The 15218-nt window shown below is 71.0% G+C and carries 11 protein-coding genes; 8 read left to right on the forward strand and 3 right to left on the reverse strand.

Annotated elements, in window-relative coordinates; all coding sequences use genetic code 11:
- Positions 1-42: 42 nt before the first annotated feature.
- From AB2L57_RS04855 to AB2L57_RS04885, 7 genes are all read left to right on the forward strand, one after another.
- Positions 43-1569: a DUF6350 family protein gene (locus AB2L57_RS04855; protein ID WP_409048214.1), complete on the forward strand. Its 1527-nt coding sequence runs from the start codon at positions 43-45 to the stop codon at positions 1567-1569.
- Positions 1570-1578: 9 nt separating this feature from the next.
- Positions 1579-2175 carry a phosphoribosylglycinamide formyltransferase gene (gene purN / locus AB2L57_RS04860; protein WP_292810630.1) on the forward strand — a complete coding sequence of 199 codons (597 nt, stop codon included), beginning with the start codon at positions 1579-1581 and terminating at the stop codon, positions 2173-2175.
- Positions 2176-2217: 42 nt separating this feature from the next.
- Positions 2218-3825 (forward strand): bifunctional phosphoribosylaminoimidazolecarboxamide formyltransferase/IMP cyclohydrolase, encoded by a 1608-nt coding sequence (purH, locus tag AB2L57_RS04865; protein WP_292810632.1) that lies wholly within the window; start codon positions 2218-2220, stop codon positions 3823-3825.
- 202 nt (positions 3826-4027) lie between these two features.
- Complete coding sequence (locus AB2L57_RS04870; protein ID WP_409048215.1) at positions 4028-5845, forward strand: DNA-3-methyladenine glycosylase 2 family protein; 1818 nt, start codon at positions 4028-4030, stop codon at positions 5843-5845.
- Complete coding sequence (locus AB2L57_RS04875) at positions 5842-6390, forward strand: methylated-DNA--[protein]-cysteine S-methyltransferase (RefSeq protein WP_292810636.1); 549 nt, start codon at positions 5842-5844, stop codon at positions 6388-6390. Before AB2L57_RS04870 ends, AB2L57_RS04875 begins: the two co-directional genes overlap by 4 nt.
- Before the next feature lie 161 nt (positions 6391-6551).
- Complete coding sequence (locus tag AB2L57_RS04880; RefSeq protein ID WP_292810638.1) at positions 6552-8399, forward strand: ABC transporter ATP-binding protein; 1848 nt, start codon at positions 6552-6554, stop codon at positions 8397-8399.
- Positions 8396-10210, forward strand: coding sequence for an ABC transporter ATP-binding protein (locus AB2L57_RS04885; RefSeq protein ID WP_292810641.1), 1815 nt, complete (start codon positions 8396-8398; stop codon positions 10208-10210). The genes AB2L57_RS04880 and AB2L57_RS04885 overlap by 4 nt, the downstream gene beginning before the upstream one ends.
- A gap of 126 nt (positions 10211-10336) precedes the next feature.
- On the opposite strand, the gene AB2L57_RS04890 is transcribed toward AB2L57_RS04885, so the two are convergent.
- A complete protein-coding gene (locus tag AB2L57_RS04890; protein WP_292810643.1) occupies positions 10337-10789 on the reverse strand; it encodes an N-acetyltransferase in 453 nt (150 codons plus the stop codon).
- A 144-nt stretch (positions 10790-10933) separates the two neighbouring features.
- On the opposite strand from AB2L57_RS04890, the gene AB2L57_RS04895 reads away from it, so the two are divergent.
- The gene (locus AB2L57_RS04895) at positions 10934-13150 is read left to right on the forward strand and encodes an NADP-dependent isocitrate dehydrogenase (protein ID WP_409048677.1); all 2217 of its coding nucleotides are present in this window, start codon (positions 10934-10936) and stop codon (positions 13148-13150) included.
- 54 nt (positions 13151-13204) lie between these two features.
- Here AB2L57_RS04895 and AB2L57_RS04900 read toward each other — a convergent pair whose 3' ends face one another.
- The gene (locus AB2L57_RS04900; protein ID WP_409048216.1) at positions 13205-14638 is read right to left on the reverse strand and encodes a L,D-transpeptidase family protein; all 1434 of its coding nucleotides are present in this window, start codon (positions 14636-14638) and stop codon (positions 13205-13207) included.
- Between the two features lie 111 nt (positions 14639-14749).
- Positions 14750-15217 (reverse strand): hypothetical protein, encoded by a 468-nt coding sequence (locus AB2L57_RS04905; RefSeq protein WP_409048217.1) that lies wholly within the window; start codon positions 15215-15217, stop codon positions 14750-14752.
- Position 15218: the final 1 nt, after the last annotated feature.

Raw genomic sequence — 15218 nt, forward strand, 5'->3', positions numbered from 1 at the left:
CAGGCCGGCCCCGTCCGCGCTCGCGGGTAGGGTCGTTCGGGCATGTACCGCGTTCTCGTCGCCCTCCTCTGCGCCCTCGACGCCGCCATCGCGGCGGCGGTCGGGCTGGCGATGGTCGCCGCACCCCTGACGCTGCTCTGGGTGTTCGGGATGGGGTCGGCCGCAGACTGGGCGGCGCTCTGGCCGGCAACGGGCGCGATCTGGCAGCTCGGTCACCTCGTGCCGATGCAGATCACGCTGCCCGCCGAACTGATCGCGGCGGGCATCCCGGTCGATGCGGCGTCGTTCCCCCTCTCCGTGGCGCCTCTCGCCCTCGCGGTGTTCAGCGCCGTGTTCGGGCTGCGCTCCGGGGCGCGCGCCGCGCGCGCGGGCGCGTGGCTGACCGGTGCCGCATCCGCGCTCGCGGTGTCGGCCGCGGCATCCACGCTCGTCGCGCTCACCTCGGCGAACCCCGTTGCGGCACCGGTGCTCTGGCAGGCGATCCTCTACCCCGCGGCGGTGTACACGATCGCCGTGCTGGCCGGCGGCATCGCCTGCGCATGGAACGAGGGCGATGACGGCATCGTCGACGCCGTGCGCGACGCCCTCGCGGCGCACGGCCGGCCTTGGGCGCACGTCGTCGAGGCGACGGTCCGCGCGTCGATCATCGCCGCGGCGGTGCTCGTGGGCGCCGGCGCGATCGCGTTCGCCGTTGCCGTGTTCGCCGGAGCGGGTGAGATCATCGCCCTCTTCCAGGCCGGCAACATCGACGGGGTCGGCGCCACGATCATCACGCTCGGTCAGCTCGCCTACCTGCCGACGCTCGTGATCTGGGCGGTGGCCTGGATCGCAGGCCCCGGGTTCGCGTTCGGCGCGGGCACCGCGGTCTCGCCCGTCGGAACCGAGATCGGTCCGGTTCCGGGCATCCCGGTGCTGGGCGCGCTGCCCGAGGTGCAGAGCATGTGGTTGCTGCTGGTCGTGCTGATCCCCGTCGCCGCCGGCGCCCTCGCGGGCTGGGTCGCCCGGTCCGACCTCGTCGCGGCCGCAGACGCCGCGGCGTCGCCCGCGTCAGCATCGACCGATCGGATGCTGCCGCGCCTGGTCACCGCGCTCGCCACGGCGTTGGTCGTGGCCGGGATCGTGGCCGGGCTCGCGGTGGCGGCCTCGGGTTCCCTCGGCCCGGGGGCGCTCGTCGACGTCGGACCGCACGCGGGCATGGTCGCGCTGGCCGTGGGGGCGGAGGTGCTCGTCGGAGCGGCGATCCTGCTCCTCGCGCCCCTGCGCAGCGGCGGGGCGCTGGCCGCCGCGACCCACGGCGCGGGAGCGTGGGCGCCCGGACGGCACAGCCACGACGACACCCTGCGCCGGGCCGAGCGGTGGGGTCGCGCGCACGACGAGCCCGATCGCTGGCATCACCTCGACGAGACCGCGCCGATCGAGCGGGTCGCGGCGCCCGCCGCCACCGGGGCTGGGCCCACCACCGCAGCCGCGCCCGCGTCCGTTGAGGGCGAGCCCGGCGGCGACACAGACGAGACGGCGCCCATCGAGCGCCTGCCCCCGCACCCCGGCAGCGCGCACCCCGCGGACTAGACTGGGCGGGTGCTCACGGTCGCCGTCCTCATCTCGGGCACGGGATCCAACCTTCGTGCCCTGCTCGAGGCCGCCGCGCACCCCGATTACCCCGCGCGGGTCGTCGTGATCGGCGCCGATCGCGAGGCCGACGGATTCGGGCACGCCGAAGAGTTCGGCATCCCCTCGTTCATGGTCGCATTCGATCACTTCGACACCCGCGAGCAGTGGGGCGAGGAGCTTCGCCGGCAGCTCGATGTCTGGACGCCCGATCTGATCGTGCTCAGCGGCCTGATGCGTCTGCTGCCGCACGACGTCGTCGCCGCCTACGCGCCGCGCATCATCAACACCCATCCGGCATACCTGCCCGAGTTCCCGGGCGCCCACGGCGTGCGCGACGCGCTCGCGGCGGGGGTGACCGAGACCGGGGCCAGTGTCATCGTCGTCGACGACGGCGTCGACACCGGTCCGATCCTCGCGCAGGAGCGCGTTCCCGTGCTCCCCGGCGACACTCCGCACTCCCTGCACGACCGCATCAAGCCCGTCGAACGGCGGCTGCTGATCGATGTCGTGCGACGCATCGCCACCGGCGAGCTCGATCTCGCGGCACCGTCCGCGCACGCCTGAGCTCAGCATCCGCCGCCCGCCCCCACCGCAAAGGAGCCGCCCATGGCAGGACCCAGCCACGACCCCTCTCTCTACCGCGATCGCGATGCCGTGCCGATCCGCAGGGCGTTGGTGTCGGTCAGCGACAAGACCAACCTGCTCGTGCTCGCGGGCGCGCTCGCCGAGGCCGGTGTCGAGATCGTCTCGACCGGCTCGACCGCCGCGGCGATCCGCGATGCGGGGCACGCCGTCACCGACGTCGCGAGCGTCACCGGATTCCCCGAATCGCTCGACGGGCGTGTGAAGACCCTCCATCCCGGCGTGCACGCGGGCCTGTTGGCCGATCTGCGACTCGAAGACCACGAGCGTCAGCTCGCCGACCTCGGCATCTCGCCGTTCGAGCTCGTCGTGGTGAACCTCTACCCGTTCGTCGAGACGGTCGCCTCGGGCGCGCAGGGCGACGACGTCGTCGAGCAGATCGACATCGGCGGCCCCGCGATGGTGCGCGCATCGGCGAAGAACCACGCCAACGTCGCGATCGTCGTCTCGCCCGAGTCCTACCCCGCGATCATCGACGCGGTGCGCTCCGGCGGCACGACGCTGACGCAGCGGCGCGAGCTCGCCGCACGCGCCTTTGCGCACACCGCCGCCTACGACACCGCCGTCGCCGCCTGGTTCGCCGAGGGCACGCTCTCGGATGACCTCGACCTGCCCGCGCACCTGACGATCAAGGCCGAGCGCCTCGCGACCCTGCGCTACGGCGAGAACTCGCACCAGCGCGCAGCGATCTACACCCGCCTCGGCGGCCACGGCATCGCGCAGGCGCGTCAGCTGCAGGGCAAAGAGATGTCGTACAACAACTACGTCGACGCGGATGCCGCGCTTCGGGCCGCCTTCGACATGGTCAAGCCCGCGGTGGCCATCATCAAGCACGCCAACCCGTGCGGCATCGCCGTCGGGGCGCCGAGCGCGCTCGACCCGATCGCCAGCGCCCACCTGCGCGCGCACGAGTGCGATCCGGTCTCGGCATTCGGTGGTGTCATCGCCGCGAACCGCACCGTGACGCTGAAGATGGCCGAGAACCTCCGCGACATCTTCACCGAGGTCATCGTCGCGCCCGACTTCGAGCCCGCGGCGCTCGCCGTCTTCGCCGAGAAGAAGAACCTGCGCCTGCTGCAGCTGCCGCCGGACTGGAAGCAGGAGCCGATGGATGTGCGCCTGGTCTCCGGTGGGCTGCTCCTGCAGGACGCCGATCGGTTCCCCGACGACATCGAATCGGTGGCGAAGCACTGGGAGCTCGTCTCTGGGGAGCGTCCCTCCGAGGACGACATGACCGGTCTCATCTTCGCGTGGAAGGCATGCCGCGCGGTGAAGTCCAACGCGATCGTCCTGGCCAAGAACTCGGCCACCGTCGGCATCGGCATGGGGCAGGTCAACCGGGTCGATTCGTGCCGACTGGCCGTCGAGCGCGCGGGTGCCCGCGCGGCCGGCTCGGTGGCGGCATCCGACGCGTTCTTCCCGTTCGCCGACGGACCCGCCGTGCTGATCGACGCCGGCATCTCGGCGATCATCCAGCCCGGGGGCTCGGTGCGCGACGAAGAGGTCATCAACGCGGCGCGCTCTGCCGGCATCCCGATGTTCTTCACGGGCGAGCGCCACTTCTTCCACTGATCCGGGGCTCCGGCCCCGACGTGGGCGGACAACATTCCGGAGTGATGGCCGGTCCGGGTCACTATCCGTGTGATCAATGCGCCCGGTCGTAAGTTCATCCGGAATGTTGTCCGTTTGGGCCGGCCAAGCCCGGCGCGCGCACTGCCGCCGCCGTGTCCGATTTCCGCGAGCGGGTGCGGTGCGGCCGTGTCAGGCTGGGGACATGACATCGCCACCGAACGCCATTCCGGGTCATCCGGCGATGACGTTCGACGAGCGCTACCGGGCGATATCGTCGCGCGACACGCGCTTCGACGGACAGTTCGTGACCGCCGTCCGCACGACGGGCATCTACTGCCGCCCGAGCTGTCCCGCGCGCACGCCGAAGCCTGGCAACGTGTCGTTCTTCGCCACGAGCGCTGCGGCGCACGAGGCCGGGTACCGCGCCTGCAAACGCTGCCTGCCCGAGGCGGCGCCGGGCTCGCCCGCGTGGGATCTGCGCGCGGACGCCGCCGGACGGGCGATGCGCCTCATCGCCGACGGCGTCATCGAGCGCGAGGGTGTGCCGGGGCTCGCCCGCCGGCTGGGGTATTCGACACGCCACCTCACACGGATGCTCACCGCCGAGCTCGGCGCCGGGCCGCTCGCTCTGGCCAGGGCTCACCGGGCACAGACGGCACGGATGCTGCTGGTCGGCACCGATATGCCCGCCGCCGATGTGGCGTTCTCCGCTGGTTTCGCGAGCGTGAGGCAGTTCAACGACACCGTGCGGGAGGTGTTCGGCCTCACCCCGACGCAGCTCCGCGCGCGGCGCCGTGCGGCCTCCGCTCCGCCCGGTTTTGCGCCCGGCCTGATCCAGCTCGCCCTTCCCATGCGCGCGCCGTTCGATGCGGCGGGACTCTTCGCCTGGATGGCAGCGCGCGCGATCCCGGGTGTCGAGGCGGCGACATCCCACTGTTTCGCGCGGACCTTGCAGATGCCGGGCGGACCCGCGGTGCTCCGGCTGCGCGCCGACGGCGATCGGGTGCGCCTCGAGGCCCGCCTCGCCCACCTCGGCGGATTGGCCAGCGTGGTCGCGCGGGCGCGGCGCCTGTTCGACCTCGACGCCGATCCCGTTGCGATCGATGCGGCGCTGGCGGCTCACCCGGCCGTGGCGCCCCTCGTCGCTCGGACCCCGGGCCTGCGGGTGCCGGGTGCCGCCGATCCGCACGAGATGCTCGTGCGCGCGATGATCGGCCAGCAGATATCGGTCGCGGCCGCCCGCACCGCGCTCGCCCGTCTGACCGACGCGCTCGGCGAGCGCCTGCCCGACGGCCTCGACGGCGCGCCGGATACAGGAGATGCTGCGAGAACAGGATTTTTGGCGCGTGATTCGTCCTGTTCTGACGCCGACTCCTGTTCCGGCGACGCGGCTCGGGCGCGGGATGCCGCCACCACGCGGGATGCTGTCGCCACAAGCGCGCGTGCAGGCACAGGCGCGCTTGCAGGCTCGGGCGCCCGTGCAGGCACAGGCGCGCGTGCAGGCACAGGCACAAGCCCAGGCACAACCCCGGACACAGGCGCAGGCGCAGGCACAAGCACAACCGCGGCGGCCCCGATCGACCGGTTCTTCCCGACGATGGCGGCAATCGCCGAGCACGGCGCGGACGTGCTGCGGGGCCCCGCCGCGCGGATCCGGGCGATCGTCGGGACCGCCGCCGCGATCGCGGCCGGGGATCTCGAGCTGAGCCCGGGCGACGACGCGCGCGATCAGCGCGCCGCGTTGCTCGCGATGCCCGGGATCGGACCCTGGACCGCCGACTACGTGCGCATGCGCGTCACGGGTGACCCCGATGTGTTCCTGCCGGCGGACGTCGCCGCGCGCGCCGGGGCGGTGCGCGCGGGCCTCCCCGGCGATCCGCGCGCCCTCGACGCCTGGGCGTCACGGGTTGCGCCGTGGCGGTCCTACCTCACCGGGCACCTCTGGCGCACAGCCCTTGCGGCCCCCGTGCCGCCCACGGCACTCGATGCCGACCGACCGACCGAGAGGATCCCGGCATGACCGGCACACGCACTCCCTCCGCACCGACCGCGCTCGCGGCACACGCCGCACCGGCCGCGCTCGTCGAGACGATCGCCACGCCGGACGGCGCCTTCACGATCATCGCGGCCGAGGACGGCAGCGTCCTGGCCTCGGGATGGACGGCGGATCCCGCGGCGCTCACCGCCCGCATCCACCCCTCCCTGCGTCCGACCGAACTGCGTGCGGGCCCGACGCCTGCCGCGGAGGCGGCGCGGAGCTACTACGCCGGCGAGATCGCCGCGATCGACGGCGTCGTCGTGCGCCAGCGGGGCACGGATCTGCAAGAGCGCGGGTGGAGCGCGCTGCGCCGGATCGATCCCGGCGCGCCGCTGACGTACACGTCGTTCGCCGCGGCATTCGGGTCCCCGGCGGCGGTTCGAGCCGCGGCATCCGTCTGTGCGCGCAACGCGCCCGCGCTGTTCGTGCCGTGCCACCGCGTGCTGCGCGCGGACGGCACGCTCGGCGGCTTCGCGTGGGGGCTCGATGTCAAGCGGTCGCTGCTCGCGCGCGAGGCGGCGCGCTGACCGGGAGGTGATTGTTGCCAGCGGTGACATTCCGGGCATAGGCTGAAAGGCTCTTTTGCCGACGTCTTGCACGATCGCTCCTGCCCCACCGCTGGAACTCCTCGCGTCGCGCACACCCCTCGCCAGATCCCGGCGCCACCGCACGACCTCCCACAAGGATCATGACCCGCACCGCCACGCCCCCGCCCCGCGCCGAATCGTCGACGCTCGGATCCCTCGCCCGGCTCATTCCGTTCGCGCGTCCGGTGCTGCCGCGACTCGCCCTCGGTGCTGCGAGCGCGCTGGTCGCGGCGCTGCTCGCGCTGACGATCCCGCTCGTGCTCGAAGTGGTCGTGGGCGGTCCCGTCGCCTCGGGCGACCTCGTGCAGATGGCGTGGGGTGCCGCCGCGATCCTGGGGCTGGGCCTGGCGGAGGCGGCCATGGTGTGGCTGCGCCGCTGGTTCGTGCTCGGGCCCGCGACCATGGTCGAGTACGACCTGCGTCGCACCTTCTACGGCCGGCTGCAGCGTCTGCCCGTCGCATTCCACGATCGCTGGCAGTCGGGGCAGCTGCTCAGCCGGATGATGCAGGACATCTCGATGCTGCGCCGCTGGCTCGCCTTCGGCCTCGTGCTGCTCGTCGTGAACGTGCTGACGATCGTCGTGGGCCTCGTGCTGCTGTTCCGGTGGCACTGGCTGCTGGGTGTCATCTTTCTGGTCACCTCGGCGCCCCTCTGGTACGCCGGCTACCGCTTCGAGAAGACCTACGGCACGCTCGCGCGGCAGAGCCAGGATCAGGCCGGCGACCTCGCCACCTCGGTGGAGGAGAGCGTGCACGGCATCCGCGTGCTCAAGGCGTTCGGGCGTGGAAAGTACGCGCTCGGCAAGTTCGCCCGCCAGGCCGAGACGCTGCGCGAGACCGAGCTGAGTAAGGCCCGGGCGATCGGCTGGATCTGGTTCTGGCTCGTGCTCCTGCCCGACATCGCCTTCGCGCTGTGCCTGGGCGCGGGCATCTACCTCACCGCGCTCGGTCAGCTGCAGGCATCCGAACTCGTCGCGTTCTTCGCGATGGCGACCGTGCTGCGCTGGCCGATGGAGTCCATCGGATTCCTGTTCTCGTTCATGCTCGACGCGCGCACCGCCACCGATCGCCTGTTCGAGGTCTTCGACGAGCAGAACACGATCACCGACCCCGAGCATCCCCGCACCCTCGACAGCCCGCGGGGCGAGCTCGTCTTCGAGGGCGTGCACTTCAGGTATCAGGATGCCGTCGCCGGCGACCGCGATCTGCTCGATGGCATCGACCTTGTGCTGCGGCCGGGCGAGACGATGGCGCTGGTGGGGCTCACCGGGTCGGGAAAGACGACGCTCACCACCTTGCCGGGGCGGCTGTATGACGTCACCGGCGGACGCGTTGTGCTCGACGGCGTCGACGTGCGCGATCTCTCGCTGCGCGAGCTGCGCACGCACGTGGGTATGGCGTTCGAGGATGCGACGCTGTTCTCGCAGTCGGTGCGCGAGAACGTGCTGCTGGGCCGCGAGGATCTGGAGCCCGGCTCCGCCGAGGCCGAACGGGTTCTGCGTGAGGCGCTCGGGGTGGCGCAGGCCGGTTTCGTCGAGGACCTGCCGAACGGAGTCGACACGATCATCGGCGAGGAGGGGCTCTCGCTCTCGGGGGGTCAGCGCCAGCGTCTCGCGCTCGCCCGGGCCGTCGCCGCGCGTCCGGCGGTGCTCGTGCTCGACGACCCGCTCTCGGCGCTCGACGTCGACACAGAGGCTCTCGTCGAGGACGCCCTGCGCGAGGTGCTGCACGCCACGACCGCGCTCGTGATCGCCCACCGGCCCTCGACCGTCACGCTCGCCGACCGCGTCGCGCTGCTCGAGGAGGGCCGGATCTCCGCGGTGGGCACACATTCCGAGCTGCTGCGCACGAGCGCGCACTACCGGCACGTCATCTCGAGCCTCGAGGACGCCGCCCGGAACGCCCAAGACCCGGAGGCCCGCATGCGGGCGGGGGAGGTGAACCCGTGAGCACGACCGTGACCGGCACGAGCGGCGAGGACCGCTCCGATTACACGCGCGCCGAGAGCCGCGAGATCCGTCGACGCTCGCTGCGCCTGCTCGGATCGCTCATGTCGGCGGTGCGCTGGCAGCTGGTGCTCGCGGGCGCGCTGCTGGTCGTCTCGACGGCGTTCCGCGTCGCGGGACCCGCGCTCATCGCCTACGGCATCGACACCGCACTGCCCGCGGTGGTCGACCGCATGGACTGGATGCCGACGGTCGGCGTCGTCGCGGTGTACCTGCTCACCGCGATCGCGGGGGCCGCGCTCATCGCCTGGTACGTCGTCGTCGCCGCGCGGCTCACGCAGGCGATCATGCTCGATCTGCGCAAGCGCATCTTCCTGCACACGCAGCGGCTGAGCCTCGAGTTCCACGAGTCGTACACGTCGGGTCGCATCATCTCGCGGCAGACGAGCGATCTCGACACGATCCGCGAGCTGCTCGACGGCGGCCTCAACGAGCTGGTCTCGGGCATCCTCTACGGCGGGTTCACCCTCATCGCGCTGCTGCTGATCGACTGGCAGTCGGGTCTGATCCTCGTCGTCATGGGCATCCCGCTCATGCTGCTGATGCGGTGGTTCTACATGCGGTCGCAGCTGGTGTACCGCGAGTCGCGTGTGATCAGCGCGCAGGTCATCGTGAAGTTCGTCGAGACGATGACCGGGATCCGGGCCGTCAAGGCGTTCCGCAAGGAGACCCGCAACGACGAGGAGTTCGGCGACCTCTCGCTGAAGTACCGGGGCGTGAACATGCGCTCGATCCAGCTCTTCGGGACCTTCGAGCCGGGGCTCATGGCGATCGCCTCGGTGTCGTTGGCGCTCGTGGTCTTCTGGGGTGGGGTGCGGGTCGCCGAGGGCGGCATCGCGGTGGGCGTGCTCATCGCCGCCGTGCTGTACGTGCGCAACTTCTTCTCGCCCCTGCAGGAGGTCGCCTTCTTCCTCAACTCCTACCAGTCCGCCACGGCGGCACTCGAGAAAGTCTCGGGTGTGCTCGAGGAGGAGCCGACGGTGCCCGACCCCACCCAGCCGGTCGACCTGTGGAGCGCCCGCGGTCATGTGCGCTTCGACGACGTGCTGTTCGGCTATTCCGACGACCGCGTGATCCTCCCGGGCTTCTCGCTCGACATCCCCGCCGGCCAGACCGTCGCCCTCGTGGGGACGACGGGCGCGGGCAAGTCGACCCTCGCGAAGCTCGTCTCCCGCTTCTACGACCCCACGCGCGGCGAGGTGTCGCTCGACGGCGTCGATCTGCGCAGTCTGCACCCCAAGGACCTGCGCCGCGCGATCGTCATGGTGACGCAGGAGGCGTATCTGTTCAGCGGCACCGTCGCCGACAACATCGCGCTGGGCAAGCCCGATGCGACGCTCGACGAGATCCAGGCCGCGGCACGGGCTGTGGGGGCGGATGCTTTCATCCAGCGCCTGCCCGATGGCTACGGCACCGACGTGAACAAGCGCGGCGGACGCGTGTCGGCGGGTCAGCGGCAGCTGATCTCGTTCGCGCGCGCGTTCCTCGCCGATCCCGCCGTGCTGATCCTCGACGAGGCGACGGCGTCGCTCGACATCCCGAGCGAGCGTCAGATCCAGGACGCGCTGCAGACGCTGCTCGCCGATCGCACGGCGATCATCATCGCGCACCGCCTGTCGACGGTCGCGATCGCCGACCGGGTGCTCGTCATGGAACATGGCCGCATCATCGAGGACGGCACGCCGGAGGACCTCATCTCGGGCACGGGGAAGTTCGCGCAGCTGCACGCGGCGTGGCGGGAATCCCTCGTCTGACGCGCGGCGACGCGGAGGAACGATGGGGGGCGACGAGGCCTCGGTGGGGGAGGGGAATCCGAGGCCCCGCCGCCGGTCTCGAGCGTCGTGGCCTCTCCCCAGCCGCCACGACGAAACCGCGAGATCCTACAGTCGGATCTCGGCGATGACCTCACCGTACTCGGTCTCACCGGTGGGTGTGAAGCCCACGCGGCGGAAGAAAGCCTCGGGACCCTCTTCGCCCGCCTCGTAGATCACGGTGACGACGTCGAGGCCCCGGGCGCGCGCCTCTTCGAGCAGCCCCTCGACGGCGAACCGGCCGACACCGCGGCCCTGATCGTCGGCGTCGACGTTGATGCGCCACAGCACCGAGCGGAAGTATTCCTCGGGGGCATCGGGGTCGAATCCCGCGCTGACGAAGCCGACGACCTCGTCACCGTCGACGACGACGCGCTGCCATGTCGTGGCCGGATCGGCGACGGTGGCGGCGATGCCGTACGACACCGGGGCGAGGAACTGTTCCTGCCCCGGCTTGAGCGAGAGATTGTTCACGGCGACGATCGTCGTCGCGGACAGTTCCACCAGTCGCAGCTCAGCCATACGCACAGGGTAGTGGGGTCCGGGTGCCCCCGTCACGGACGCTCGACCCGGTCACCTGCTGTTCACGGAGCGAAGTATCTCGACGTCAAGAGAAAAGATGCCTTGCGATAGGCTGGAATGACGACCCGAACGGAGACGACACCGGTGACCGACTCGACCATCATCTACACCTACACCGACGAGGCACCGGCTCTGGCGACGGCGTCGTTCCTGCCGATCGTCAAGGCGGTCGCCGGCCAGGCCGGGGTCGACATCGAGACCCGCGACATCTCGCTCGCGGGTCGCATCCTCGCCGCCTTCCCGCAGAAGCTCGCGCCCGAACAGCAGGTGGGCGACGCGCTCGCCGAACTCGGCGGGCTCGCCACGCTGCCCGAGGCCAACATCATCAAGCTGCCCAACATCTCGGCGTCGATTCCGCAGCTCAAGGCCGCGATCGCCGAGTTGCAGGCGCAGGGATTCGACATCCCCGACTACCCCGACGAGGCCGCTTCGATCGAAGACAAAGACATCCGTGCCCGGTACGACCGCATCAAGGGTTCGGCGGTCAACCCCGTGCTGCGCGAGGGCAACAGCGACCGCCGCGCGCCGCTGTCGGTGAAGAACTACGCGCGCAAGCACCCGCACCGCAACAAGGCCTTCCCCGCCGGTTCCCAGACCCGGGTGGCGACCATGGGCCACGACGACTTCAAGAGCAACGAGAAGTCGTGGGTGGCGGCGCACGACGACGTGCTGACCGTGCGCCATGTCGCCGCCGACGGCACGACGACCGTGCTCAAAGACAACCTCAAGGTGCTGCCGCGCGAGATCATCGACGCGACCTTCCTCTCCGCGTCGGCGCTCGACGCTTTCCTCGCCGAGACGCTGGATGCCGCTGCCGCCGATGACGTGCTCTACTCGGTGCACCTGAAGGCCACGATGATGAAGGTCAGCGACCCGATCATCTTCGGTCACGTCGTCACGACGTACTTCGCCGACGTGTTCGCCCGGTACGGCGACCGCATCCGGGCCGCGGGCCTGAACCCGAACAACGGACTCGGCGCGATCCTCGCGGGGCTGCCGAAGGTCGAGGGCGGCGACGAGATCCTCGAGGCCTTCACCGCGGCGATGGCCGCAGGTCCCCGTCTGTCCTACGTCAACACCGACCGGGGCATCACCAATCTGCACGTGCCCTCCGATGTCATCGTCGACGCCTCGATGCCCGCACTCGTGCGCAACGGCGGCAAGCTCTGGGGCGCCGACGGCGGCGAGGACGACACGATCGCCGTGATCCCCGACTCTTCGTATGCCGGCGTGTACCAGGCCGTGATCGACGATGTGATCGCCCACGGCCCGCTCGATCCCGCGACCATCGGCACCGTGCCGAACGTCGGACTCATGGCCCAGGCGGCCGAGGAGTACGGCAGTCACGACAAGACGTTCGAGATCGCCACCGACGGCGTCGTGCAGATCCTCGACGGCGAGGGCGAGCTGCTCATCGAGCACGCCGTCGGCGCCGGCGACATCTGGCGGGCGACGCAGACCAAGCACATCGCCGTCATCGACTGGGTGCGCCTGGCGGTCGGGCGCGCCCGTGCGACGGGGTCGCCCGCCGTCTTCTGGCTCGACGTCAACCGCTCGCACGACGCGCAGCTGATTGCGAAGGTGCACCAGGCCCTCGCCACCCTCGACGTGCACGGGCTCGAGATCCTGATCCTCGCGCCCGAAGAGGCGACCAGCTACACGCTGGCGCGCATGCGGCAGGGTCTCGACACGATCTCGGTCACCGGAAACGTGCTGCGCGACTACCTCACCGATCTCTTCCCGATCCTCGAGGTCGGCACGAGCGCCAAGATGCTCTCGATCGTTCCGCTGCTCGCCGGCGGAGGGCTCTTCGAGACCGGCGCGGGCGGCTCCGCCCCCAAGCACGTGCAGCAGCTCGTCGCAGAGAACTACCTGCGGTGGGACTCGCTCGGCGAGTTCTTCGCGCTCGCGGCGTCCTTCGAGCATCTCGCCGAACGCACCGGCAACGCCAAGGCGAAGGTGCTCGCCGACACGCTCGACGCGGCGACGGGCACCTTCCTCGAGCAGGACAAGTCGCCCGGCCGCGCCCTCGGCACGATCGACAACCGCGGCAGCCACTTCTATCTGGCCCTGTACTGGGCGCAGGAGCTGGCGGCGCAGAAGGCCGACGCCGACCTCGCGGCCGCGTTCGCGCCGGTGGCCACCGCGCTCGCCGAGAACGAGCAGAAGATCGTCGACGAGCTCGTCGCCGTGCAGGGCTCGCCGGTCGAGATCGGTGGCTACTACCGTCCGGACGAGCGGCTCGTGACCGAGGCGATGCGTCCCTCGCAGACCTTGAACGGCATCATCGACGCGCTCTGACCGTGAACGACGAAGGGGGTGGATGCTGCAGCATCCACCCCCTTCGTCGTTCGCTCAGGCGTGCACCCACACGTCGGTGCCGACGTCGGCCCACTCGTAGATCTGCTTGGCAAGGCCCGTCGGCATGCCGACGCAGCCGTGCGAGAGGGGCGTGCCCCAGATGTTGCGCCAGTACACCGCGTGGAACGCCTGGTCGCCGCTGAAGTACATGACCCACTCGACGTCGGGCTGCAGGTAGCCGACCTCGGTGTTGCCCATGTCCTGCATGCGCACCTTGGCGTTGACGGTGAAGCGCCCCTGGTTGGTCTCCCAGCCAGGCCCGCCGCTGGAGATGAGCCAGGTGTGGATCGTGACGCCGTTCTCCTTGACGTAGAGTCGCTGCTCCGAGAGATCGACCTCGAGCAGCCGGACGACGCTGGTCCTCTCGGCCGGGGTGACCTCGACATCGAGGGCGTAGGCGGCGTCTCCGGCCGAGAGCTGCGTCGCGAACGCGGCCGCGATCCCCGCGGTCGCACCGAGCACCCGTCCGTCGGCGCCCTGCTGCTCGGTGCGCAGCTCGCGTCCCGCGTTGTTGACGACGACGACACCGTTGGTGGCGGGTCGGTCGACGGCCGCCGGCAGCGTGTCGACGACGGCCTGGATGGCGGCCTCGTCGGCGGCGATGTCGATCGTGCCCTCTTCGGGATCGGGGGTGATGCTCAGCCACGACGCGGTCGTGTCGGGCGCGATCGGAACCGTGCGCTCGTCGCCGACGTAGAAGCCCGCCGAAGCGAGCATCGCGTTCAGCTCGCCGGCACGCTCGGTCGCGACGGTGGTCGTGATGTCGGCCTCGAGCTCGGTGAGCGCGTCGTCCATGCTCGCGGGGGCCGACGGGTCGAGGAGCAGCGCCGTGTAGGCGGCTTCGGCCTCGGCGTGATCGACGCCCAGACCGGGCTGGTCGGGGGTGACGACGTAGGTGTCGCCGGTGTCGTCATACGCGATGGAGGCATCGATCGGAGCCACCCACTCGGCGGCGAACGCCTGCGAGAGGGAGGAGAGCGCGAGCTCGGAGTCGAGCGTGGGTGTCAGACGATCGGGGTCGGGGAACCAGCCGCCGACCTGCCACAGCGGGTTGGTCTCGAGGGCGGCGGCGGCGAGATCCTCCGCCGGGATCTGCGCGCCGAGGTCGGCACCCGTGATCGTCGCGGTGACATTGCCGGCGGTGATCTCGACCCCCGTCTCGGCGATGGTCCGTGAGACGGTGTCGGCCGCAGCATCCACCGTCATTCCGCCGACGGGCACACCCGAGATCGTGACGCCCGGGGCGATGAGGGTCGTTCCGAAGTACCAGCCCGCGGCCCCCAGGGCGAGGGCGGGGATGCCGATCCACAACGCGATCGGCCAGCGTCGCCGGCGCACGGGGTCGGGTGCGGGCGCCCACTCGACGCGCGGCTCGCCCTCGGGCTCGGCACCGCTCGTCGGCGACGGCGAGGTCACCAGATCCGTCATCACGCCCCCCTGTCGCGTGCCGGTGCACGCGTCAGGTCGATTGTAGGCGACGGTATATCACGTTCCGGCAACGGTTGCGGCGCGCGCGCCGCGACGACGGTACGGACGGGTCTACGAGAGGCAGAGTTCCTGGAACTCGGTGAAGCTCTCCTGCAGCTCGGTGCCGACGCTCTGCAGCTCTTCGGCTTCGGCGAGATCCCCCTCGGCGACCGCGGACATGGCATCGGCGATCGTCGAGAAGCCCGACTCGAGATCCGGCAGGAGGGCGGCGACGTCGGCGTTTCCGACCTCGGTCGATGCCTCGCCGATCGCGTCGGCTGCGGCGCGCAGCGCCTCGGCTGCGCCGGCCGGGTCTTCGGCCGAGACGTCTTGGAACTCCGAGGCCGCGGCCTCGATGGTGTCGTTGACCACCGCACACGCGTCGGCGACGCTCTGGTCGGGGGAGGCCTGCGACCCGCCGCCGGTCGAGCCGTCGGCGCCGCCCGCGCCCCCCGCTGAACAGCCGGCCAGGCCCAGCACGGCGATGCCCGCGAGGGCGATCGCGGTCAGGTTCTTGTTCATGTGGTGTTCCCCCTTCACC

Source organism: Microbacterium sp. HA-8 (assembly GCF_046111165.1).
Classification (GTDB): domain Bacteria; phylum Actinomycetota; class Actinomycetes; order Actinomycetales; family Microbacteriaceae; genus Microbacterium.

Coding starts and splice junctions, on each gene's coding strand:
- AB2L57_RS04855 (WP_409048214.1), top strand. CDS start 43: ATGTACCGCGTTCTCGTCGCCCTCCTCTGCGCCCTCGACGCCGCCATC.
- purH (WP_292810632.1), top strand. CDS start 2,218: ATGGCAGGACCCAGCCACGACCCCTCTCTCTACCGCGATCGCGATGCC.
- AB2L57_RS04870 (WP_409048215.1), top strand. CDS start 4,028: ATGACATCGCCACCGAACGCCATTCCGGGTCATCCGGCGATGACGTTC.
- AB2L57_RS04875 (WP_292810636.1), top strand. CDS start 5,842: ATGACCGGCACACGCACTCCCTCCGCACCGACCGCGCTCGCGGCACAC.
- AB2L57_RS04880 (WP_292810638.1), top strand. CDS start 6,552: ATGACCCGCACCGCCACGCCCCCGCCCCGCGCCGAATCGTCGACGCTC.
- AB2L57_RS04890 (WP_292810643.1), bottom strand. CDS start 10,789: ATGGCTGAGCTGCGACTGGTGGAACTGTCCGCGACGACGATCGTCGCC.
- AB2L57_RS04900 (WP_409048216.1), bottom strand. CDS start 14,638: ATGACGGATCTGGTGACCTCGCCGTCGCCGACGAGCGGTGCCGAGCCC.